The following is a 21,545-nucleotide window of genomic DNA, read 5'->3' as shown; positions in this document are numbered from 1 at the left end:
TGTCTGATGTGCTGAAGGCTCGTCTCGGCCCTTAATATCCTACTAGACGAAAACATATGCATCTGCAATTATCTTTAAGCATAAAGGAAATGGGTGCGGGGCGTGAGCGAGTTCGACGCCATCTTTGTCGGGGCGGGCCACAACAGTCTGGCTTGCGCCGCGCATCTGGCGCTCAAAGGCTGGAAAACCGCGATTTTCGAGCGCAGTGCAACAATCGGCGGCGCCGTGCAGACCCGCGAATTCACGCTGCCGGGGTTCCGCCACGATTTCGGCGCGATGAATCTGAGCCTGTTCGCCGGCTCCGCCTTCCACCGGAAATATGCAAATGAATTGAACGCCCACGGGTTGGAGTTCGTGCCGGTCGCCGACTGTTTCGCCAGCGCCTTCCCGGAGGGACGCTGGTTCGGCGTCAGCAACGATCTGGAAAAGACGGCCTCGCGCATGGCTGCCTTCTCCGCCGCCGACGCCGCCACATGGCGCAAGCTGGTCGCCGCCTTCCCGGCGGAGGCCGAGCATCTGTTTCGCCTCTTGGGATCGCCGATGGGCGCACGCGCGCTTGCCGGCACGGCGTGGAAGCTGTGGCGCAAGAAGGGCCTTGCCGGGGCGCTCGGCACCGGCCGCCTGCTGCTGTCATCGCCTCGCGCGTGGCTGGAGGAGACTTTCGAGTCGCCCCATGTGCGGGCGACGCTCGCCACCTGGGGCATGCATCTCGACTTCGCGCCCGACATCGCCGGCGGCGCCGTGTTCCCTTATCTGGAATCGATGGCCAACCAGAGCTTCGGCATGGTGCTGGGCAAGGGCGGCGCAGACACCATCATCCGTGCCTTGTCGGGCATGGTCACGGCAGCCGGCGGCAAGATATTCACCGACGCCGAGGTAGCCGAAATCACGGTTTCCGCCGGCAAGGCGACGGGTGTGCGGCTCGCGTCCGGTGAGACGCACACGGCCACAAGGGCGGTCATTGCCGGCGTTGCACCCAAGGCGTTGGCCGGCACGCTTTTGCCCAACGGTTCCGGCGACGCCGGCTTCGACACGGCGATGCGGAAATTCCGCCACGCGCCGGGCACGATGATGATCCATCTGGCGCTGGACGACCCGCCGGATTGGCGCGCCGGCGCCGAGTTACGGCAGTTCGCCTATGTGCATCTGTCACCGTCGCTGGACGCCATGTCGCGCACCTATCAGCAGGCGATGGCCGGCATACTGCCGGACGAGCCGGTGCTGGTCGTCGGCCAACCGACGGCGGTCGATCCGTCGCGCGCGCCTCAAGGCAAGCACGTTCTGTGGGTGCAGGTGCGCATGCTCCCCGCTGAGATCCTCGGCGATGCCGCCGGCAAGATCGCGCCCGCGCATTGGGATCAGGCCAAGGATCGCTATGCCGGGCGCGTGCTCGACATCATCGAAACCTACGCGCCTGGCCTGCAAGCCAAGATCCTTGGCCAGGCGGCGTTTTCGCCCATCGACCTCGAGCGCGAGAACCCGAACCTCGTCGGCGGCGACCAGCTTTGCGGCAGCCACCACCTGGCGCAGAACTTCCTTTTTCGCCCGGCACGCGGCTACGCCGGCTGGAACACGCCGGTGGCCAATCTGCATCTCACCGGTGCCGCGACCTGGCCGGGCGCCGGCACGGGTGCCGCCTCGGGCTTCATGCTCGCGCAACAGCTTGGCGGGAGGTAGGAGCCGAAACAGATTGGGGCGAGCAAGGCGAGGCGCGGTTGCCCAGCAAACCCACTGATCAGACAATGAAGCCGCGCGCAGAAAACAGAAAACCAATAAGGGGAACGACCATGACAATCAACAGACGCGAATTGCTCGGATACGGTGCCGCCGCACTGGGAGCCACTGCCATCGGCCTGCCGAAGGTCGCCAGGGCGGCGGCCGGCGAACTGACCATCGCCTACAATGTCAACCTGCCGTCCTGGGATCCGACCACCGGACCTTCGGCGGTCAATCCGACCATCCAGGGCCTTTACCAGTCGGTGTTCGACCAGTTCATCCCGCAGAAGCCGGACCTGTCCTTCGCGCCGGGCCTGCTCACCGAATGGGGCTGGAACGACGACCGCACCAAGATCATGATGACGGTCCGCGAAGGCGTGACCTGGCATGACGGCTCGCCGTTCACGCCCGAGGACGTGGTCTGGTCGTTGCAGCGGGCTGGCGATGAAAAGACCGGCAACCCGATCCAGTTCGTGTGGAAGAACGTCAACAACTTCAAGATCGACGGCAACAAGATCACGGGCGATGTCGTGCAGTTCGACCCGGTCTATTTCAAGTGGATGTCGTTCCTCACCGGCTACATCATGCCGAAGGCCTATTACGAGAAGGTCGGCGCCGAAGGCTTCGAAAAGGCTCCGATCGGCACCGGCCCCTACATGGTCGAGAAGTTCGAACGCAACGCCTTCCTGCGGCTCAAGGCCAATCCGAAATACTGGGGCGGCAAGCCGGCATTCGAGAATGTGACGATCAAATTCGTCACCGACGCGGCGAGCCGTGTCGCCGAGATCGAATCCGGCTCCTCGCAAGTGACGCTCGAGATCCCCTATGAGGAGTATGACCGCCTGATCGCCAAGGACGGCCTTGCCGGCTCGATCAAGAATGTTTCCGACATCGGCATGATCTTCTTCAACGACATCGAGGCGATGCTGGACAAGAACGTGCGCCAGGCAGCCGTCATGGCGGTCGACAAGGAGCTTCTGGTCAAGCGGCTGCTGCGCGGCTACGGACAGCCGCTCGCCACGCTGGAAACGCCGGAATACGCGGCCTACGATGCCTCGATCAAGGTCGAGCACAATCCGGAAAAGGCCAAGGAATTGCTGGCCGCTTCCGGCTACTCGCCGGAGAAGCCGGTCAAGTTCACCATTCAGACGACCAAGGGCTTCAAGCCCAAGGACTATGAGATGATCCAGGCGATCGTCGGCATGTGGCGCAAGGTCGGCATCGAGGCGACGATCGAGGTCTACGAGATCGCCAAGCACTACGAACTGCGCGCCGCCGACAAGCTGGCGCCGGCGGCCTTCTACAACTGGGGCAATGCCATCGGCGACCCGACCACCTCGACCGGTTTCGCCATGTATGGGCCGAGCCCGCACTCGGTGTGGGACAGCCAGGACCTGATCGACATGATCAACCCACTGTGGGGCGAGAAGGATGAGGCCAAGCGCATCGCCGGCTGGAAGGCGGTCGACAAATACATCGCCGAGCAGGCCTATGTGCTGCCGCTGATGCAGTACGCGCAGCCGATCGTGCATGCCAAGGGCGTCAACGTCGTCCAGCACGTGTCCGGCGCGCTGTTGCCGGCCCTGATGACCCCGGCTTGATTTGTGGCGGGAGGCACGCTGTCGCGATACGGCGCGCCTCCTCCAACGTCGCTGTTTCACTCCGACAGTCAATGGAATGCGTAGGCCTACGCTAGAATGCTCCTGCAACGATTCCTGATCCGTCTTTTGACGATGCTGATCACGCTGTTCGGCGTGGCCGTCGTCGTCTTCGTCGTGATCCGCATCGCGCCCGGCGATCCGATCGCCATGATGCTGCCGCCCGGCGCGACCGATGCCGACATCGCTCGGCTGCGGGCGCTCTACGGCCTCGACAAGACGATCATCGAGCAGTTCTTCATCTGGCTGTCCGGCGTCGTCAGGGGCGATTTCGGCACCTCGATCTCGCTGCGCCAGGATGTGCTGGGACTGGTCTTCAACCGGCTGCCGGCGACGTTGGAGCTTGCCATCGTCGCACTTGTCATGGCGGTGGCTATCGGGGGGACGACGGCAATCCTCGGCGCCCGCGAACGAGGCACGGCGGTCGAAGCCGGCATCGACATCGCCAGCGGGGCGGCACTTTCCATTCCCGACTTTCTCTGGGGCCTGGTGCTGATCCTGCTGTTCGGGGTGCTGGTGCCGATCTTCGACATTTCCGGGCGGGTCTCGCCGCAGCTAGACCTGCCCTTCGTCAGCCAGTTCTATCTGTTCGAAAGCTTGCTTCGGCTGCGCCTCGATCTCACATGGGACCTCCTGAAGCACATGCTTATGCCGGCAGTGGCGTTGGCATTGCCGCTGGCGGCGATCATCTCTCAGCTGCTGAAACAGTCGCTGAAGGAAGTGCTCGACCTCGACTATGTCGTGCTTGCGCGGGTGAAGGGTTTTTCGGAAACGCAGGTCATCCTGCGCGAGGCGCTGAAGAATGCCGCACTGCCGACGCTGACGCTGGTCGGCGTGCAGTTCACCTTCCTGATCGGCGGCACGGTCATCGTCGAGCGGCTGTTTTCCTATGAAGGCCTCGGCAACATGGCGATCGACGCCGTCATCAACCGTGACCTGCCGCTGATCCAGGGCATCGTGCTGGTCTTCGCGCTGCTGTTCGTGCTGATCAATCTCGCGGTGGACATGATGTATGCGCTGCTCAATCCGAGGCTGCGCCATGGATGACGGCCGCATCTCGAGACACGGCTCAAGCGCCAGGCTTTGGCTGGCCGGCGGCTGGCTGCTGCTGGCGCTGGTGGCGGCCATCCTGGCGCCGCTGGTCGCGCCACAGGATCCGTTGGCGCAGGATCTGATGCTGGAACGGCTGCCGCCGTTCTGGCTCGATGGCGCCGAGCCCGGCTATTGGCTAGGCACCGACAGCCTCGGGCGAGATCTCTTGTCTCGCCTGATCTTCGGCGGGCGCATCGCCTTCATCGTTGCCTTCGCCGCCGCCGTCGCTGCATGCCTGGTCGGCTCGACCCTTGGGCTGATCGCCGGCTATTTCGGCGGCTGGGCCGACCGCATCATCTCGCGCATCGTCGATGTCTGGATGGCCTTCCCGCCGGTGCTGTTCGCCATCCTGCTGGTCGCGGTGCTGGGGACAGGCCTCAGTTCCGTCATCCTCGCCATCGCCATCATCGACTGGACGCGTTTCTGCCGGGTGATCCGCGCCGAGGCGATGGGCCAGTCGCGCATGGACTATGTCGAGAACGCCCGCATCGCCGGCTATGGCCGCATCGGCATCATGCTGCTCGAAGTGCTGCCCAATGTGGTGCCGTCGATCGTGGCGCTGCTGTCGCTGGAAATGGGCATCGCCGTCATCGTCGAGGCGATCCTGTCCTTCGTCAACCTGTCGATCTCGACCGACGACCCGACCTGGGGCGGCATCATCGCCGAGGGCCGGCTGTCGATCCACCAGGCCTGGTGGGTGCTGGTATTCCCGCTGATCACGCTGATCCTGACCGTGCTGTCGTTCAGCCAGTTCGGCGAAGCGCTGAAGACGCGTTTCGATCCGGTGCTGCGATGAGCGCCTGTCTCGACATCAAGGAGTTGAGCGCCGTGCTGCCGAACGGCCAGCGCGTGCTGCGCTCGGTGTCGCTTTCCGTGCAGTCCGGCGAAGTCCGCGCGCTGGTCGGTGAAAGCGGCGCCGGCAAGACGATGATCGGCAAGGCGGTGCTGGGCGTCTTGCCGTCGAGCGTGCGTGTCGTCGAGGGCGCCATGCAGCTCGAGGGCGAGGACCTCGGCAAGCTCACCCCGAAGGCACGGCGCACGCTGATCGGCGCGCGTACCGCACTCATCCCGCAGGATCCGCTGACCGCGCTCAACCCGTCGCGCCGCATCGGCCCGCAGATGACCGACCGGCTGGTGCGCATCCTGGGCTGGAGCGGCGGGAGGGCCGAAACCCGCATCCGGCAATTGCTGGACGAGGTGCAGATCCGCGACCCCGACCGCGTGCTGAAAAGCTATCCGCACGAGCTCTCCGGCGGCATGCGCCAGCGCGTGCTGATCGCCGCCGCCTTCGCCGCCGAGCCCCGGCTGATCGTCGCCGACGAGCCGACCACGGCGCTCGACGTCACCGTGCAGAAGCAGATCCTGAGGCTCATCGCTGCATTGCAGCGCGAGCACGGCACGGCAATCCTGTTCGTCACCCACGATCTCGGAGTGGTCGCAAAGATAAGCCAGAAGGTCTCTGTGCTCTATGCCGGCAAGGTGGTGGAAGAGGCCGAAACGGCTGCTCTCTTCGCCGCCCCGCAGCACCCCTATACGCGGGCGCTGATGGCCGCCACGCCGCGCTACACCGATCCCTTCGCCTCGCTAAAGCCGGTGGACGAGGCAGTGCTGGCCGGGCTTGCTGCTGAGATCACGGCCGCCGATCAGGTCTGGAAGCGCCCGCATGGCTGAGCCGCTGTTTTCCGTGCGCGGGTTGAAAGTCGCGCTGCCCGACATGACGCGCAAGCCGCTGATCGGCCGCGCGCCGCTGGGGGAAATCCTAAAAGGCCTGGACTTCGACCTGCCCAGGGGATCGGTGACCGGCATCGTCGGCGAGTCCGGATCCGGGAAGTCGACGCTCGGCCGTGCCCTGGTGCGACTGCTGGAGCCCAGCGCCGGCAGCATCAGTTTCGAGGGCCGCGACATCACGCATCTGCCGGAGGCGGAGTTGCGGCCGCTGCGGCGCAATCTGCAGATGATCTTCCAGGATCCGATGTCGTCGCTCAACCCGCGCCGCACCATTGCCAGCATCATCGCCGCGCCGCTGAAGCAGAACGGGCTTGGCGACAATCTCAGGGACCGCGTGGCCGAGGCCTTGCAGCGCGTCGGCCTGCCGCAGAGCTTCGCCGGCCGCTACCGCCACGAACTTTCGGGCGGCCAGCGCCAGCGCGTCGGCATAGCGCGCGCCCTGGCGCTGTCGCCGAAATTCGTGCTGGCCGACGAGATCGTCTCCGGCCTCGACGTCTCGACGCAGGCGCAGATCCTCACCCTTCTGGAGAAGCTGGCGGCGGAGATGGGGCTGACGGTCGCCTTCATCAGCCACGATCTGTCGGTCATCCGGCGGCTGTGCCGGCAGGTCATCGTCATGCGCGAAGGCAGGATCGTCGAAGCGAGCGCGACGGACGCTCTATTCCAGAATCCCCAACAGAACTACACGCGCGACCTTATCTCGGCCATCCCGCTGCCCGAAATCGACGAAGGCTGGCTGGACATTCCTGCCGCCGCCAAGCTCCGACATGAATGCATACGCACGCCGAAAAGCGGGCTCGGATGTGCGACCGGCCAATAACAAAGCCCCGCCAAATGGAGGAGAAACTGACATGAAGATAATAATTCGAAATGCCGCGCTCGCTGCCGCCATCCTCGGCAGCACCGGTATGGCAGCAGCCAGCTCGATCCCCGGCATGCGCGGGCACGACCACACCGGCATCACGGTTCCCGACATGAAGCAGGCGGTCGACTTCTTCACCGACGTGGTCGGCTGCAAGAAGGCGATGTCGTTCGGCCCGTTCGCCGACGACAAAGGCACCTTCATGCAGGATCTTCTCGGCGTCGATCCGAAGGCTGTCATCGAGCAGGTCACCATGGTTCGCTGCGGCTATGGCTCGAACATCGAGCTGTTCAAATACACCGCGCCGGACCAGAAGAACCTGACACCGAAGAACAGCGACATTGGCGGTTTTCACATCGCCTTCTATGTCGACGACGTCGCGGCGGCGAAAGCCTATCTCGAGGCCAAGGGCGTCAAGACCAGGTTGGGGCCGCTGCCGGTCAAGGAAGGACCCGCTGCCGGCCAGACCATCCTCTACTTTCAGGCGCCCTGGGGATTGCAACTGGAGGCGATCAGCTATCCCGACGGGATGGCTTACGAGAAGGGTGCCGAGACGGTGCTGTGGAGCCCGAAGAACCCGGAAAAGTGACCCCAAGGGCCGCGCGTGCGGCAATGCGCGAGCGCGCGGTCCGCTATTTCGCATAATCGTTTCGGCATAAAACTTTAAGCTTGAAATATCTTGCCCCTGGCGCGATACTGAAATCCAGCAAGCGAAGAGGAGATCGCACAGATGAAGGTTGCGGTTCTCGGCGGCGGACCAGCCGGCCTTTACTTCGCCATTTCGATGAAGCTGAGGGACGCCGCGCACGATGTGACGGTGTTCGAGCGTAATCGCGCCGACGACACGTTCGGCTGGGGCGTCGTTCTGTCAGCCGAAACGCTCGAGAATCTGGCCAGGAACGATCCGGTCAGCGCCGTCTGGATCAAGAAGCATTTTGCGTATTGGGACGACATCGCCGTGGTCCATGACGGCGTGCGCACTGTGTCCTCAGGCCACGGCTTCTGCGGCATCGGCCGCAAGCGGCTCTTGATCCTGTTGCAGCGGCGCGCACGCGAGCTCGGCGTCAAGCTGATGTTCGAGACCGACATCGCCGATCCGAAGCCCTATATGGAGACGCATGACCTGGTCGTCGCCGCAGACGGACTGAACTCCAAGGCGCGCAACAGTTTCGTCGATATCTTCAGGCCCGACATCGACACGCGCAAATGCAAGTTCGTGTGGCTCGGCACCCACCAGAAATTCGACGACGCGTTTACGTTCATTTTCGAGAAGACCGAGCATGGCTGGGTGTGGGCGCACGCCTACCAGTTCGACAGCGACACCGCGACCTTCATCGTCGAGTGCAGCGAACAGACCTGGGCCGCCTTCGGCTTCGGCGCGATGACGCAGCAGGAATCCATCGCCGTCTGCGAACGCATCTTCGAAAAACATCTTGGCGGCCATGCGCTGATGACCAATGCCAACCATATCAGGGGTTCGGCCTGGATCAATTTCCCGCGCGTGCTGTGCGAACGCTGGTCGTTCGAGAATCTGGCGCTGATGGGCGATGCTGCGGCATCGGCGCATTTCTCGATCGGCTCCGGCACCAAGCTGGCGCTGGAAAGCGCGGTGGCGCTGGCCGAGTATGTCGAAACCGAATCGGACCTCGACGCCGCCTTCCGCAAATATGAGGATGCGCGCCGCACCGAGGTGCTGAAGCTGCAGTCGGCGGCGCGCAATTCGCTCGAATGGTTCGAGGAGGTGGAGCGCTATCTCGGTCTCGATCCGGTGCAGTTCAACTATTCGCTGCTGACCCGCTCGCAGCGCATCAGCCACGAGAATTTGCGGCTGCGCGACGCCGAATGGCTTGAAAGCGCGGAGGAATGGTTCCAGCGCCAGGCGGGCGCGGGCGCCAACAGGCTCCGCCGCGCACCGATGTTCGCGCCCTTCAAGCTGCGCGACATGCGGCTCAGCAACCGCGTGGTCGTCTCGCCGATGGCACAATACAAGGCTGTCGATGGGTGCCCGACGGACTGGCATTTCACGCACTATGCCGAGCGCGCCAAGGGCGGCGCCGGGCTCATCTATATCGAGATGACCTGCGTCAGCCCGGAAGGGCGGATCACGCCCGGCTGCCCGGGCTTCTATGCGCCCGAACATGAGGTGGCGTGGAAACGGCTGGTCGATTTCGTCCATACCGAGACCGAAGCGAAGATCTGCGCACAGATCGGCCATTCCGGCGCCAAGGGCTCGACACGGGTTGGTTGGGAAGGCACCGACGTGCCGCTGGCCTCCGGCAACTGGCCCGTCATGGCGGCATCGGCGGTCGCGTGGTCACCTGAGAATCAGGTGCCGAAGGCGATGGACCGCGCCGACATGGACAGAGTGCGCGACGAATTCGTGGCTTCGGCGCAGATGGCCGACCGCTGCGGCTTCGACATGCTGGAGATCCACGCCGCGCACGGCTATCTCCTGTCGTCCTTCATCACGCCGGTCACCAACCGGCGCACCGACGACTATGGCGGTTCGCTTGACAACCGCATGCGCTATCCTCTCGAAATCTTCCGCGCCGTGCGCGCCGCCTGGCCGGCGCAGAAGCCGATCTCGATGCGCATTTCGGCCAATGACTGGGTCGGCATCGAAGGCGTGACACCTGCCGACGCCGTCGAGATCGCGCGGCTGTTGCATGAGGCCGGCGTCGACATTTGCGACGTCTCGGCAGGACAAACTTCGGTGCTGGCCAAGCCGGTCTATGGCCGCATGTTCCAGACGCCGTTTTCCGACCGCATCCGCAACGAGGTCGGCATGGCGACGATGGCGGTGGGCAACATCTATGAGCCGGACCATGTCAATTCGATCCTGATGGCCGGCCGCGCCGACCTGGTGGCGCTGGCACGGCCGCATCTCGCCGATCCCTACTGGACGCTGCATGCGGCGGTGACGCTCGGCGACCGTGGCGTCAAATGGCCGGATCCCTATCTGCCGGGGCGCGACCAGACCTACCGGCTGGCCGAACGCGACGCCGCGGCGGGGCTGAAAGTATGACGGCCGCCGCGATGATCGCCGGCAGCCACGCCCTTGTCACCGGCGGCGGGTCCGGTGTCGGCCGCGCCATCGCGCTGGCGCTGGCCGGTGCCGGCATCGACGTCACCATATGCGGCCGGCGCGAGGCGGAGCTGGCCAAGGTGGCTGGCGAAAGCAAAGGCATTTTCGCCATCACTGCCGATGTCACCAATGAGGCGGCGATGGCATCGCTTTACGAGGCGGCTGAAGCGGCGCGAGGCCCTTTCGACATCGTCGTCGCTAATGCCGGGATGGCGGGCAGCACGCCGGCGCACAAGACCACATTTGCCGACTGGCAGCGGACGCTGGACGTCAACCTGACCGGCGCCTTCCTGACGGTGAAGCCGGCGCTCGCCGGCATGGCCGCGCGCAAGGCGGGGCGGATCGTGTTCATTGCCTCAACGGCGGGACTGAAGGGCTATGCCTATGTCGCGCCTTACGTGGCGGCCAAGCATGGCGTCATCGGCCTGATGCGGGCGCTTGCCGCAGAGACAGCGAAGTCCGGCGTGACCGTCAATGCGGTGTGCCCGGGTTTCGTGGAAACCGAAATGCTGGAGGAGTCCATCCAGCGCATCGTCGAAAAAACCGGCCGCTCGACTGAACAGGCGCGGGCGAGCCTTGCCTCGACCAATCCGCAAGGCCGCTTCATCCAGCCGCAGGAAATTGCCGCAGCCGTGCTGTGGCTGTGCGGCGATGCGGCGGCGTCGATCACCGGACAGGCAATTTCGATCTCAGGAGGCGAAACATGGTAGCCGGCCCCCTGCCCGCGCCGTCGGGACCCGGCAAGGACCGCTTGCGGCTGTGGATCAGGCTGCTGCGCGCCTCGCGCACGATCGAGGCCGAACTGCGCGAGCGCCTGAAGAAGGAATTCAACACGACACTGCCGCGCTTCGACGTGATGGCCGCGCTCTACCGCGCGCCCGAAGGCATGCTGATGAGCGACCTGTCACGCTTCCTGCTGGTGTCTAACGGCAATGTGACGGGGATCGTCGACCGGCTCGTGTCCGAGGGGCTGGTCGCCCGCGCCCGCCGCAATGGCGACCGCCGCACCTCGATGGTGCGGCTGACGGATGAAGGCTCCAAATCCTTCGCCGTCATCGCTGCCGCTCACGAGGGCTGGGTCGGCGAATTGCTGGGCAAGGTGAGCGAGGACGACGCGCGCCGGCTGACCGGCATGCTGACCTCGTTCCGCAGCAACTGGGAGGGACGCGAATGAGCAAGATGGCCGGCTTCAAGCCGAAGCATTTCCTCTGGGAGGTCGAAGAGCGGATCGCCAAGATCCGGCTCGACCGGCCGGAGCGCAAGAACCCGCTGACCTTCGACAGCTATGCGGAACTGCGCGATACGTTTCGCGACCTCGTCTATGCCGACGACGTCGACGCCGTGGTGTTCCTTTCCAATGGCGGCAATTTCTGCTCCGGCGGCGATGTCCACGACATTATCGGGCCGCTGGTCAAGATGGACATGAAGCAGCTCCTGGCCTTCACCCGCATGACCGGCGATTTCGTCAAGGCGATGCTGAACTGCGGCAAGCCGATCATTGCGGCGGTGGATGGCGTGGCGGTCGGCGCCGGCGCCATCATCGCCATGAGCTCCGACATCCGCATCGCCACGCCGGAAGCCAAGACCGCGTTCCTGTTCACCCGCGTCGGCCTCGCCGGCTGCGACATGGGCGCCTGCGCGATCCTGCCGCGCATCATCGGCCAGGGCCGCGCCGCCGAACTGCTCTACACCGGCCGCACCATGATGGCTGCCGAAGGCGAGCGCTGGGGGTTTTACAACAGGCTTGTAGAGGCAGCTTCCTTGGAAGCTGACGCGCTCGACATGGCGGCGCGCATCGTCTCCGGCCCGACCTTCGCCCACGGCATCACCAAGACGCAGTTGAACCAGGAATGGTCGATGGGGCTCGACCAGGCGATCGAGGCGGAAGCGCAGGCGCAGGCGATCTGCATGCAGACGCGCGATTTCGAGCGGGCGTACAAGGCGTTTGTTGCCAAGGAAAAGCCGGTGTTCGAGGGGGATTGAGATGGTCGCTTTGCTGGAGACGCTGGCGGACCAACGTAGAGCGCAGCTCCTAAGGAACAGCGGCGGAGGCCAACATGCCTGACCGTTCCTTCCTCGGCTGGCCGTTCTTCGAGGACCGCCATCGCGAACTGGCCGGACACCTCGAGGCATGGTGCGCGAAGAACCTGCCTGTCGATCATCATGACGTCGACGCCGCCTGCCGCGAGCTGGTGCAAAAACTCGGCCGCGACGGCTGGCTGAAACCGACGGCGCTCGACACCGACAATCCCGGGCCGCTCGACGTGCGCAGCTTGTGCATCACGCGCGAGACGCTGGCGCGGCATGACGGGCTCGCCGATTTCGCCTTCGCCATGCAAGGGCTCGGCACCGGAGCGCTCAGCCTGTTCGGCACGCCGGATCAGCAGCAATGGCTGGCGAAGACGCGCGCCGGCAAGGTCATTTCCGCCTTTGCGCTGTCGGAACCGCGCTCGGGATCGGATGTCGCCAATATGGAGATGACCGCGAGCCGCGATGGTGACGGCTATGTTCTGTCGGGCGAGAAGACCTGGATCTCCAATGGCGGCATCGCCGATCTCTATGTCGTCTTTGCCCGCACAGGCGAGGCACCCGGCGCCAAGGGATTATCAGCCTTCATCGTGCCGGGGGACAGCAAGGGCCTCGGCATCGCGGAGCGCCTGGAAGTCATCGCGCCGCATCCGCTGGCACGCCTGTCCTTCGATCAGGTGCGCCTGCCGGCCGCCGCACTGATCGGCAAACCGGGCGACGGCTTTCGCATCGCCATGTCGGTGCTCGACGTGTTCCGCTCGACCGTCGGCGCGGCGGCACTCGGCTTTGCGCGCCGCGCACTCTATGAAAGCATCAAGCGGGTGGCCGAACGCAAACTGTTCGGCGCGCCGATGACCGAGCTGCAGATGGTGCAGGGCCATATCGCCGACATGGCGCTCGACGTCGATGCCGCGGCGCTCCTGGTCTACCGCGCCGCCTGGACCAAGGACAGGGGCGCGGCGCGGGTGACGCGCGAGGCGGCGATGGCCAAACTGTTCGCCACCGACAAGGCGCAGGAGGTGATCGACAAAGCGGTGCAACTGCATGGCGGCGACGGCGTCCGCAAGGGTCACATCGTCGAAAGCCTGTATCGCGAGATCCGCGCGCTGCGCATCTACGAGGGTGCTTCCGACGTGCAGAAGGTGGTGATCGCGCGGCAAGTGATGGGCGCTGCCTGAACCCGGTCGCGTCAAGGTTTGGACTGTTTCGAACGCGGATATTGCGGAGAGCTGAGATGCACGAGATTCTGCAGCCGGATGGCTGGGCCAAGCCGGTCGGTTACGCCAATGGCGTAGCGGCCCGCGGGCGGCTTGTCTTCGTCGGCGGACAGGTCGGCTGGAATGGCCAGTGCCAGTTCGAGACCGACGATTTCGCCGGCCAGGTGCGGCAGACGCTTCAGAACATCGTGGCGGTTCTGGCGGAGGCCGGCGCGGAGCCGCGGCACATCACGTCGATGACCTGGTATTTCACCGACAAGCGCGAATATCTGGCCAATCTCAGGGGCATTGGAGAAGCCTATCGCGAGGTGATCGGCAGGCATTTCCCGGCGATGGCCGCCATGCAGGTGGTGGCGCTGGTCGAGGACCGCGCCAAGGTGGAGATCCAGGCCACCGCCGTCATCCCGGAATAAAGAATTCGTCGCTCCTGGAATAATTTATCCGCGAAGGCCAGCCTGCCTCAGCAGCGGCAGCACGTGATCGCAGAAATAAGGCAATTCCTGCGTGTAGTTGACGAAGGACAGCGCAATGCCCTGGTAGCCATGCCCGGCAATGGCGGCCATGTCGGCGGCGATCATCTCCGGCGTTCCGATCAAGGGATAGGTGCCGGCGCCGCCGGCGAAACGCTGGCGGTAGCGGTCATAGGCATGCGGGTCGTGCGATCGCGAGAATTCCTTCTTGCCGGCCATATGGGCATCGACCGCCTCACGGTCGGCCAGATCGACGGCATAGCGCGTATAATAGGCCCGCGCCTCCTCCATCGTCGGGCGGCAGACGACGTGCGCTACGGTGTAGACGCCGACCTCGCGGCCAGCCTTGTCGGCTCGTTCGCTGATATCGGCGACATGTTTGCCGGCATCGGCCATTTCGGAAAAGGTCGTGAACAGGTAGTCGCATCTGGCGGCGGCGAAATCGCGGCCCGGTCCGCCGAAAGCCGCGTTCATCGTCACCGGGCGCGGAACTTGCAGGCTGGCCGGCCGACTGACGGCTTCCTTGAGATGGTAATAAGTGCCCTCATAGTCGAGAGGCTCGGCGGATGCGTAAAGCCTTTCGAGGATCTCGATCCATTCAACGGCCTGATCGTAGCCCTTCTCGACGAGCGGCGTGCCGAACATGCCGAATTCCTTCGGGTTCCAGCCGCAGACGATGTTGAGGCCGGCGCGGCCCTGGCTGATATGGTCGACCGTCGCCAGCGCCTTGGCGGCATAGAGCGGATGCACCAGCGGCACATGCACGGTCGTGAACAGGCCGATCCGCTCGGTGGCGACGGCAAGAGCCGCCGCCCAGGTGAAGGTCTCGAACGACCATTCGCGCACCTTGTTGCGGCCGCCAAAGCCGCGCCAGCGCGCGATCGGCAGCAGGAATTCCAGCCCGGCGCGGTCGGCGATCTGCGCTGCCGTTAGATTGTCGTGCCAGCTTGCCGTCCAGCGTTCAGGCACATCCGATATGGCAAGGCCACCATCGGCATTGGTCGAGAAGACGCCGAGCTTCAGTCTGTTTGGGCCGTGCAGGGGATGGGCTTTGATCATGTCCGGAACTCGCGGCGGGAGATCGACACGCTAGGCCCGCGCGAAAATATTTCAAGCCTGAAATAGCTTCGCCTCGCCGCTGTTTGCGGATATGAATTCCGGCACGACAACAAAGGGATGGAACGATGAGCGGGTTTCGCCACAAATGCATCGGCAGGGAAAGCCTCGTCGGTTCCTTTGCCGCCATTCCGCATCCCGTTGCGGTCGAGGTGATGGCGCAGTCCGGTTTCGATTTTCTCTGCATCGATTGGGAACATGCCCAGATTTCGCGCGATATGATCGAGGCAATGGTGCGCGCGGCCGACATCCATCGCGTGCCGGCCATTGTGCGCGTGCCCGGCCATGCACCGGAAGCGATCGCGGCGGCATTGGACAGCGGCGCGCAAGGCGTGCTCATCCCGCGCGTCTCGACATCAGCCCAGGCGCAGGCGGCGGTGAAGGCCTCGCGTTATCCGCCGACCGGCGAGCGCGGCGTCGGGCCCGGACGGGCCGCCGGCTATGGCTACCGCATCTCCGAATATCTCGCTCAGGCTAATGACAACATCGTCGTGGCGGTTCAGGTCGAGACATCGGAAGGGCTGGCCAATATCGAGGCGATCGCCGCTGTCGAGGGCGTCGATGTGATTTTCGTCGGGCCCGGCGATCTCTCCGTGTCGATCGATGCGATCGGCCCGGAAGGCGCCGACAGGCTCACGCAAGCGATCCGCAGGATCATCGGCGCGACGATCGCGCATGGTAGGACATCCGGGATCTTCTGCGCGAGGCCGCAGGATGTCGCCCAATGGGCGGCACTCGGCGCCAGTTTCTTCATCCTGGCCAGCGACACGATGTTTCTGGGAACTGGCGCTGCCGCCGGAAGAGCCGGCGCGGATGCCGAGCTGGGCAGGAGCGGCCGCGGCTAGCGCTATCGAAAGGTGTGCCAGGCGCTGTCGCCGCCAACTTTTTAAGCTTAAAACTTTTGCCTTGAAAACTGCCGCGGTTTGGATAAGCATTCCTCGATCGATGTGACTGCCGTTCCGGACGGGCTTGCCGGATCGTGGTGCATCGGGTGGGATCAAAGGGTTTCAGTCCTTGTCGTTCATGCTGCCCAGTCATCCTCCAGCGCGCGCTCTGCGTTCCATGGCGTGCGTGCGCAAAGCCATGATTTGCATACCAAGAACATCGCCAGCCTTGCCTTCCTGCGCATGTGCGTTCGCCGCGACCGAGCCGACCGCATGGTCGCGAGCATGAATTGACGCCCCGCTGGGAGGTGGGGCGGCAAGAAACCGTGCGGGCATCAGCCCGCCCGATCAACAACCAGAGGGAACACCCCAGAGGGACCAACAATGAGCCTGACCCGTCGCAATCTCATCCTTCTCGCGACCGCCATCGGCATCGCCGCCGGACCGGCAACCGCCTATGCCGCCGATGTGCTTAATGTCGGCGCCTACCCGACCAACCCGCCGTTCGAGTACAAGAACGAGAGCGGCACTTTCGAGGGCTTTGAAGTCGACATCGTCAACGAAGCGGCAAAGCGCGTCGGCATGACCACCGACATCGCCGATCTCGGCTTCCAGGCGCTGTTCGCCGCCACCACGTCGAAGCGCATCGACGTCGCCATCTCGTCGATCACCATCACGCCGGAGCGGCTGAAGTCGCAGTCGTTCACGCAACCTTACTATGATTCCGACATGGGCATCGCAACCAAGACGGACAGCCCGATCAAGGCCGAGGCCGACCTCAAGGGCAAGATCGTCGGCGTGCTGTCCGGCTCGACCGGCGAGACCTGGGTCAAGGCGCACCAGGAGGCCGATGGCTTCAGCGACGTGAAGGGCTATGACACGCAGCAGAACCTTTTGCTCGATCTCAGCGCCGGGCGCATCGACGCGGCTGTCAGCGACATTCCGGGCATGCAGTACTCCTTCACCAAGATGAAGGATCTCACCGTCAAGGAACGCATCAAGACCGGCGAACAGTACGGGCTGATGATGACCAAGGACCACCCGCTGCTCGGCAAGCTGAACGACGCGCTGACAGCGATGAAGAAGGACGGCACGCTGGCCGCGATCCACAAGAAGTGGTTCGGCAGCGACGCGCCCGCCGATTCCTCGACCGCCAAGGAAATGCCGGTTCCGAAGGCCTGAGCGGCGGCCGCCAAGGAGAACGTGCCGGTTCGAAAGGCCGGCACGTTTCGTTTGACACATAACCCTCCCGGAACCAGCTCGGCGCGGCAAACCCGCTTTCGCTGTTCCGGCTTCTGCTCCAGCGTCACGGGACGCCAAACGGTTCGGGAAAGCCTCCCATGTCGCTGCTCGATACCTTCTTCAACGCCGACGTCATCGCGTCCAGCCTGCCGGCGCTGCTGCGCGGCTTTCTCAACACGCTGCTGCTCGGGCTGCTCAGCATCGGCATCGGCATCCCCATCGGCCTGGTGATCAGCCTGTTGCGGCTCTATGCGCCGAAGCCGCTCAGGTGGCTGGCGGTCGGCTACACCGACATCTTCCGTGCGCTGCCGGTGCTGGTGGTGCTGATCCTGATCTATTATGCGCTGCCCTTCCTCGGCATCCGCCTGTCGTCCTGGGCTTCCGCCGTGACGGCCTTCGCCATCATCATGTCGGCCTATTCGGCGGAAGTGTTCCGTTCCGGCATCGAGAGCATTCCGCGCGGCCAGTTCGAGGCGTCGCAGGCCCTCGGCCTGCCCTTCCTTTTGACCTTGCGCAAGGTGGTGCTGCCGCAGGCGGTGCGCGTGGTCATCCCGCCGATGACCAGCAACTGCGTCTCGATGTTCAAGGACACCTCGCTCGCCTCCACCGTGGCGCTGCCGGAACTCCTGAAGGAAGCGACCAATGCGCAGTCGCTCTACGCCAATCCCTCGCCGCTGATCGGCGCGGCGCTGGTCTATCTCATCTTCCTGTGGCCGATGGTTCGCCTCGTCAGCCTGCTTGAAGACCGTTTCAAAAGCGAGAAGACGCGCTGACCGCGCCTACCATTTCCCATCTACCGAGACCTTCGCAGGAGACGACCATGAACAAGCATCAAGCCGCCAATGCGACCGGCACTTCCGGCGCGTTCCCTGTTGAAAGAATCCGGGCGATGTTTCCGGCCTTGCAGCGCGCAGGCGACTTCATCTTCCTGGACAACGCCGCCGGCGCGCAGATCCCGCAGAGCGTGCTCGACGCGGTGACCAACCATCTGGTCTCGCACAATGTGCAGCGCGGCGGCCGCTATGGCCGCAGCGTCACCGTCGATCAGTCGGTCGCCGATGCGCGCGAGAGCGTGGCACTGCTGATCAATGCCTACAGCCCATCCGAGATCTGTTTCGGCATGAACGCCACCTCGTTCATCCGCCTGGTCAGCCTCGGCATCGGCCAGATGCTTGGAGAGCGCGACGAGATCGTCGTCACCGACATGGACCATGACGCCAACATCGCGACATGGCTGGCGCTCGAATCCGCCGGCGCCAAGTTCAAGTGGTGGCGCATGCGCGAAGACGGCAATTTGCATGTCGACGATCTGCGCCCGCTTGTTTCCGATCGTACCCGGCTTGTCGCCTGCACGGTGACGGCGCATTCCATCGGCTCGATCGTCGACGTGGCTTCGGTGGCAGGGATCGCGCACGCCGCCGGCGCCGAAGTGTTCCTCGACTGCGTGCATTACGGGCCGCATGGGCTGATCGACGTACAGGCCTGGGATTGCGACTATCTCGTCTGTTCCGGCTACAAGAATTTCTCGCCGCATATGGGCTTCCTCTGGGGCCGCTTCGAAACGCTGAAGCGGCTGCCGACCTTCCGCGAGGACTTCATCCCGGACGAGCCGCCCTACAAGGTCGAGGCCGGCACCTTCATTTACGAGAACGTGTCGGGCATGGATGCGGCGGTCCAGTATCTGGAACTCATCGGCCGCAACCTTGCCCCGTCCAACAACCGCTCGCGGCGCGAAAACATCGTCGCCGGCATGGGCGCCATCCGCGACTACGAGCTGGTGCTGGCGCGCGAGATGCTGGCTGTGCTGAAGAGCTGCGGCGCGACGATCTACGGCGTTTCCGAGGAGGCCCGGATCAACGAACGCGTGCCGACCTTCTGTTTCAACATCGGCAAGTTGTCGCCGCAGCGGATCGTCGAGGAAATGGCTGAATTGCAGATCGGCATCCGCGACGGCCACATGTACGCCCCGCGCCTGATGAAGCGCCTCAACCTGTCGATGGACAGGGGCGTCATCCGCGCCTCGCTGGTGCACTACAACACGGTGGAGGAAGTGCACCGCTTCGGCGAGGCGCTGCGCGCGATCATCGCGAAGCTGTCGTGAGCGGCGGTCGGTCTAGGAAGGGGCCGTAAGCGTCCAGTCGGATATGCGGTTCGGAACGGCGGGAACGGGGCCGTTTGCTGCCCGCTGGTTCTGCCGGGGAATTTGGTAAGCCGCCGTTGGGCTGACGACTCAAGACCGTCATTCCAGAGCCGCAGTTCACGCCGGAAAGCGGACGTTGCAGATGTAGCGCGATTTCGACAGGCTTTGAACACGGAGCGGGCTGGCTGCGTTCAGGCGGCGGTCGGATGGAAGCAGACGTTCGGATGCTGCGGCCGCTTCGCAATCGTTTGACAGCGGATATCCGCTGAGTGCGATCCCACTGCTAAGTCGCAGTTTTCCGCAGGTTCGGATCGATGCTCACTCCCCGGGGCGCGCGATCGCGTCAGCGAACTCCTGAAGCTGCTGGAGGGCGTGCTGAACAAAGCCTTCAATGAGATTGGATTGACGGGCGGCTCTCGGCTGGATCAACCAGACGTCGAACTCAACGCGAGGCTCGAAGCGCCGGAGCACGATCCTCGGGTCATTCAGATAGTACGTGCTGATCGGATCGATAACGGCGACGCCCGCGCCAGCTGCGACGAACGAAATCGCCGTTTCCGACTGTCCGACCTCGATACGGGAGCGGCGGGTAATCTTCTTTTCGTCGAACACCCGGTCGATCATGAAGCGTGAATGGTCCTGCGGGCCTAAGGACACGAAATCCTCGTTCTCGAGGTCATGCGCCTCGATGGATGTTTTCGACGCCAGCCGATGCCCCACCGGCATGATGCAGAGACCACGGAGGCGATGCAGGCGCGTGCTTTCCACTTCCGACCGATCGCCCGGAAGAATGCTGAAACCAATATCGACATGCTGCGTAGCGACGGCATCGATCAAACTGCGTGACCGCATGCTTTCGATCCTGCACTGAACGTCGGGCCGATCGGCACAGAAGCTCCAGAGGATGTCGGGTATCAAGCGTCTCGCGATCGCCGGAAAGGCAGCAATGCTCAACGCGCCCCAGCGCTGGTCGCGAATGGCAGCAGCAGTCCTCGATATCTGCCCCAGCCCCACATAGACCCGCTCCACTTCGAGGAAGAGTGCCTGTGCTTCGCGAGTCGGCGAGAACTTGCCAGCCTGCCGTTCGAAGAGTCTGAAGCCACAGCTCCGTTCGAATTGCGAGAGAAGCTGACTGACGGCCGGCTGGGAAACGCTCAACCGTTCGCCGGCGCGAGTCACGCTTCCGGCCATCATCACCGCCCTGAATGCTTCGATCTGCCGACCGTTCATGATGCACCATAAGTTCTGCTTATTTTGCTTGGACAATTTTCTATTGGATATTTATGAGCCGGAAGGCAATGCTCTTTTCCAAGATCGACGAGACAGCTGATGTGGTCGTCGTCAAAGAGATCGATAAAGGGGAATCCGAAATGCCGTCGAAGTCTGTCGTCGCCAAATCCGCCGGCCTCACCAAGAGGGCGCTGTCGATGCGCATTCTGGCTGGAGCCGTACTGCTGGGACTAGGCTCCATCGCCTCCACGACCCACGCTCTGGCCGACCAGCTCGAGCGGGTGAAGAGCCGCGGCAAGCTGATCGCTGGCATCCGCAACGATTACGTTCCGTTCGGCTACCTGGACGCCAACGGCAAGAATGTCGGCTTCGAAGTGGAAATCGCGCGCAAGGTCGCGAAGGAGATTTTGGGCGACGAGAATTCCATCGAGCTGGTGCCGGTCATCGCGTCGAACCGTATCGAGTTCCTGAACGCCGGCCGCATCGACGTGATCTTCGCGACCTTGGGTGTCACGGCTGATCGCGGCAAGATCATCGATTTCACCGAAGAATATTACAGCATGGCCGGTATGGTCCTGATGGCCCCCAAGGACGCTGAATACACGAGCTGGGATGACCTGAAGGGCAAGAAGGTCTGCGGCAGCCAAGGCAACATGTACAACCGCTCGCTGAGCGAGCAGATGGGCGCCGAACTCGTGCTGTTCGGTGGGCCGGCCGAGATCTACAGCGCATTTCAGAGCGGACGTTGCGAGGCCATCGCCTATGACGGTCCGAATCTCAACATGAAGCTCGCCGAGGACGGCTGGAGGGACAAGTACAAGATCGCGCTGCAGGCCTATGAATACGTGCCGATCGCCGGCGGCGTACGCAAGAACGAGCCCGCCTTCCTCGAGGCCGTGAATAAGGCCATCCTCAAGGCGGAGAGCGAGAACCTCATGGTCGACAACGAGCTGAAGTACAATCTGGGCGCGAGCGAGTACGTCCAGAGGCGCGCGGAAAAAGCCAGGAAGGCGCAATAGCCAGCCTGTCACCGCACGCTTTCCCCGACCTCGGTTTGTCCATCGATGTATGCCGCAA

The 21,545-nt window shown here is 63.8% G+C and carries 20 protein-coding genes; 18 read left to right on the top strand and 2 right to left on the bottom strand.

What is annotated here, in order from left to right; genetic code table 11:
- Positions 1 to 102 precede the first annotated feature (102 nt).
- The 13 genes from LB566_RS14510 (at position 103) to LB566_RS14450 (ending at position 13,799) form a co-directional block, all read left to right on the top strand.
- The gene (locus LB566_RS14510) at positions 103 to 1,677 is read left to right on the top strand and encodes a phytoene desaturase family protein (protein WP_224624900.1); all 1,575 of its coding nucleotides are present in this window, start codon (positions 103 to 105) and stop codon (positions 1,675 to 1,677) included.
- A 110-nt stretch (positions 1,678 to 1,787) separates the two neighbouring features.
- Positions 1,788 to 3,317: an ABC transporter substrate-binding protein gene (locus LB566_RS14505; RefSeq protein WP_140550156.1), complete on the top strand. Its 1,530-nt coding sequence runs from the start codon at positions 1,788 to 1,790 to the stop codon at positions 3,315 to 3,317.
- 96 nt (positions 3,318 to 3,413) lie between these two features.
- Entirely contained in the window at positions 3,414 to 4,421 is a 1,008-nt protein-coding gene (locus tag LB566_RS14500) for an ABC transporter permease (protein ID WP_224624899.1), read from the top strand.
- Entirely contained in the window at positions 4,414 to 5,262 is an 849-nt protein-coding gene (locus LB566_RS14495; RefSeq protein ID WP_224624898.1) for an ABC transporter permease, read from the top strand. Before LB566_RS14500 ends, LB566_RS14495 begins: the two co-directional genes overlap by 8 nt.
- Positions 5,259 to 6,137: an ABC transporter ATP-binding protein gene (locus LB566_RS14490; RefSeq protein WP_224624897.1), complete on the top strand. Its 879-nt coding sequence runs from the start codon at positions 5,259 to 5,261 to the stop codon at positions 6,135 to 6,137. The genes LB566_RS14495 and LB566_RS14490 overlap by 4 nt, the downstream gene beginning before the upstream one ends.
- Complete coding sequence (locus LB566_RS14485) at positions 6,130 to 7,014, top strand: ATP-binding cassette domain-containing protein (RefSeq protein ID WP_224624896.1); 885 nt, start codon at positions 6,130 to 6,132, stop codon at positions 7,012 to 7,014. The genes LB566_RS14490 and LB566_RS14485 overlap by 8 nt, the downstream gene beginning before the upstream one ends.
- A 31-nt stretch (positions 7,015 to 7,045) precedes the next feature.
- Positions 7,046 to 7,645: a VOC family protein gene (locus LB566_RS14480; protein ID WP_224624895.1), complete on the top strand. Its 600-nt coding sequence runs from the start codon at positions 7,046 to 7,048 to the stop codon at positions 7,643 to 7,645.
- A gap of 141 nt (positions 7,646 to 7,786) precedes the next feature.
- Positions 7,787 to 10,081, top strand: a complete 2,295-nt coding sequence (locus LB566_RS14475; RefSeq protein ID WP_224624894.1) for a bifunctional salicylyl-CoA 5-hydroxylase/oxidoreductase — start codon at positions 7,787 to 7,789, stop codon at positions 10,079 to 10,081.
- Positions 10,078 to 10,851, top strand: coding sequence for an SDR family NAD(P)-dependent oxidoreductase (locus LB566_RS14470; protein ID WP_224624893.1), 774 nt, complete (start codon positions 10,078 to 10,080; stop codon positions 10,849 to 10,851). Before LB566_RS14475 ends, LB566_RS14470 begins: the two co-directional genes overlap by 4 nt.
- Entirely contained in the window at positions 10,845 to 11,315 is a 471-nt protein-coding gene (locus LB566_RS14465) for a MarR family winged helix-turn-helix transcriptional regulator (protein ID WP_140513060.1), read from the top strand. The genes LB566_RS14470 and LB566_RS14465 overlap by 7 nt, the downstream gene beginning before the upstream one ends.
- The gene (locus LB566_RS14460; RefSeq protein ID WP_224624892.1) at positions 11,312 to 12,124 is read left to right on the top strand and encodes an enoyl-CoA hydratase family protein; all 813 of its coding nucleotides are present in this window, start codon (positions 11,312 to 11,314) and stop codon (positions 12,122 to 12,124) included. The genes LB566_RS14465 and LB566_RS14460 overlap by 4 nt, the downstream gene beginning before the upstream one ends.
- Before the next feature lie 74 nt (positions 12,125 to 12,198).
- On the top strand, positions 12,199 to 13,347 hold the full coding sequence (locus LB566_RS14455; protein ID WP_224624891.1) for an acyl-CoA dehydrogenase family protein: 1,149 nt from the start codon (positions 12,199 to 12,201) through the stop codon (positions 13,345 to 13,347).
- 56 nt (positions 13,348 to 13,403) lie between these two features.
- Positions 13,404 to 13,799, top strand: a complete 396-nt coding sequence (locus LB566_RS14450; protein ID WP_224624890.1) for a RidA family protein — start codon at positions 13,404 to 13,406, stop codon at positions 13,797 to 13,799.
- Between the two features lie 24 nt (positions 13,800 to 13,823).
- Here LB566_RS14450 and LB566_RS14445 read toward each other — a convergent pair whose 3' ends face one another.
- The gene (locus tag LB566_RS14445) at positions 13,824 to 14,915 is read right to left on the bottom strand and encodes an LLM class flavin-dependent oxidoreductase (RefSeq protein WP_224624889.1); all 1,092 of its coding nucleotides are present in this window, start codon (positions 14,913 to 14,915) and stop codon (positions 13,824 to 13,826) included.
- A 125-nt stretch (positions 14,916 to 15,040) separates the two neighbouring features.
- Here LB566_RS14445 and LB566_RS14440 point away from each other — a divergent pair, with 125 nt between their 5' ends.
- From LB566_RS14440 to LB566_RS14425, 4 genes are all read left to right on the top strand, one after another.
- Entirely contained in the window at positions 15,041 to 15,817 is a 777-nt protein-coding gene (locus LB566_RS14440; RefSeq protein ID WP_224624888.1) for an HpcH/HpaI aldolase family protein, read from the top strand.
- 423 nt (positions 15,818 to 16,240) lie between these two features.
- Positions 16,241 to 17,038, top strand: a complete 798-nt coding sequence (locus tag LB566_RS14435) for an ABC transporter substrate-binding protein (RefSeq protein WP_140550170.1) — start codon at positions 16,241 to 16,243, stop codon at positions 17,036 to 17,038.
- A 158-nt stretch (positions 17,039 to 17,196) separates the two neighbouring features.
- Positions 17,197 to 17,871: an amino acid ABC transporter permease gene (locus tag LB566_RS14430; RefSeq protein ID WP_140550171.1), complete on the top strand. Its 675-nt coding sequence runs from the start codon at positions 17,197 to 17,199 to the stop codon at positions 17,869 to 17,871.
- A gap of 47 nt (positions 17,872 to 17,918) precedes the next feature.
- Entirely contained in the window at positions 17,919 to 19,199 is a 1,281-nt protein-coding gene (locus LB566_RS14425; RefSeq protein ID WP_224624887.1) for a cysteine desulfurase-like protein, read from the top strand.
- A gap of 357 nt (positions 19,200 to 19,556) precedes the next feature.
- Here the strand turns inward: LB566_RS14425 and LB566_RS14420 are convergent, their stop codons facing one another.
- The gene (locus tag LB566_RS14420) at positions 19,557 to 20,468 is read right to left on the bottom strand and encodes a LysR substrate-binding domain-containing protein (RefSeq protein WP_224624886.1); all 912 of its coding nucleotides are present in this window, start codon (positions 20,466 to 20,468) and stop codon (positions 19,557 to 19,559) included.
- Positions 20,469 to 20,536: 68 nt separating this feature from the next.
- Here LB566_RS14420 and LB566_RS14415 point away from each other — a divergent pair, with 68 nt between their 5' ends.
- Positions 20,537 to 21,487 (top strand): transporter substrate-binding domain-containing protein, encoded by a 951-nt coding sequence (locus LB566_RS14415; RefSeq protein ID WP_224624885.1) that lies wholly within the window; start codon positions 20,537 to 20,539, stop codon positions 21,485 to 21,487.
- The last annotated feature ends 58 nt before the right edge of the window (positions 21,488 to 21,545 follow it).

Origin of the sequence: Mesorhizobium sp. CA13, from assembly GCF_020165235.1 — a bacterium.
Lineage (GTDB): Bacteria > Pseudomonadota > Alphaproteobacteria > Rhizobiales > Rhizobiaceae > Mesorhizobium.
The sequence above is the reverse complement of the archived record's forward strand: the minus strand, read 5'-3'. Positions and strand labels throughout refer to the sequence as shown.

Excerpts from the sequence above, each read along its gene's own strand:
- LB566_RS14495 (WP_224624898.1), top strand. The coding sequence starts at position 4,414 with ATGGATGACGGCCGCATCTCGAGACACGGCTCAAGCGCCAGGCTTTGG.
- LB566_RS14455 (WP_224624891.1), top strand. The coding sequence starts at position 12,199 with ATGCCTGACCGTTCCTTCCTCGGCTGGCCGTTCTTCGAGGACCGCCAT.
- LB566_RS14500 (WP_224624899.1), top strand. The coding sequence starts at position 3,414 with ATGCTCCTGCAACGATTCCTGATCCGTCTTTTGACGATGCTGATCACG.
- LB566_RS14470 (WP_224624893.1), top strand. The coding sequence starts at position 10,078 with ATGACGGCCGCCGCGATGATCGCCGGCAGCCACGCCCTTGTCACCGGC.
- LB566_RS14445 (WP_224624889.1), bottom strand. The coding sequence starts at position 14,915 with ATGATCAAAGCCCATCCCCTGCACGGCCCAAACAGACTGAAGCTCGGC.
- LB566_RS14415 (WP_224624885.1), top strand. The coding sequence starts at position 20,537 with ATGCTCTTTTCCAAGATCGACGAGACAGCTGATGTGGTCGTCGTCAAA.
- LB566_RS14465 (WP_140513060.1), top strand. The coding sequence starts at position 10,845 with ATGGTAGCCGGCCCCCTGCCCGCGCCGTCGGGACCCGGCAAGGACCGC.
- LB566_RS14490 (WP_224624897.1), top strand. The coding sequence starts at position 5,259 with ATGAGCGCCTGTCTCGACATCAAGGAGTTGAGCGCCGTGCTGCCGAAC.
- LB566_RS14505 (WP_140550156.1), top strand. The coding sequence starts at position 1,788 with ATGACAATCAACAGACGCGAATTGCTCGGATACGGTGCCGCCGCACTG.
- LB566_RS14425 (WP_224624887.1), top strand. The coding sequence starts at position 17,919 with ATGAACAAGCATCAAGCCGCCAATGCGACCGGCACTTCCGGCGCGTTC.
- LB566_RS14435 (WP_140550170.1), top strand. The coding sequence starts at position 16,241 with ATGAGCCTGACCCGTCGCAATCTCATCCTTCTCGCGACCGCCATCGGC.
- LB566_RS14460 (WP_224624892.1), top strand. The coding sequence starts at position 11,312 with ATGAGCAAGATGGCCGGCTTCAAGCCGAAGCATTTCCTCTGGGAGGTC.
- LB566_RS14420 (WP_224624886.1), bottom strand. The coding sequence starts at position 20,468 with ATGAACGGTCGGCAGATCGAAGCATTCAGGGCGGTGATGATGGCCGGA.
- LB566_RS14475 (WP_224624894.1), top strand. The coding sequence starts at position 7,787 with ATGAAGGTTGCGGTTCTCGGCGGCGGACCAGCCGGCCTTTACTTCGCC.
- LB566_RS14450 (WP_224624890.1), top strand. The coding sequence starts at position 13,404 with ATGCACGAGATTCTGCAGCCGGATGGCTGGGCCAAGCCGGTCGGTTAC.
- LB566_RS14480 (WP_224624895.1), top strand. The coding sequence starts at position 7,046 with ATGAAGATAATAATTCGAAATGCCGCGCTCGCTGCCGCCATCCTCGGC.
- LB566_RS14430 (WP_140550171.1), top strand. The coding sequence starts at position 17,197 with ATGTCGCTGCTCGATACCTTCTTCAACGCCGACGTCATCGCGTCCAGC.
- LB566_RS14440 (WP_224624888.1), top strand. The coding sequence starts at position 15,041 with ATGAGCGGGTTTCGCCACAAATGCATCGGCAGGGAAAGCCTCGTCGGT.
- LB566_RS14485 (WP_224624896.1), top strand. The coding sequence starts at position 6,130 with ATGGCTGAGCCGCTGTTTTCCGTGCGCGGGTTGAAAGTCGCGCTGCCC.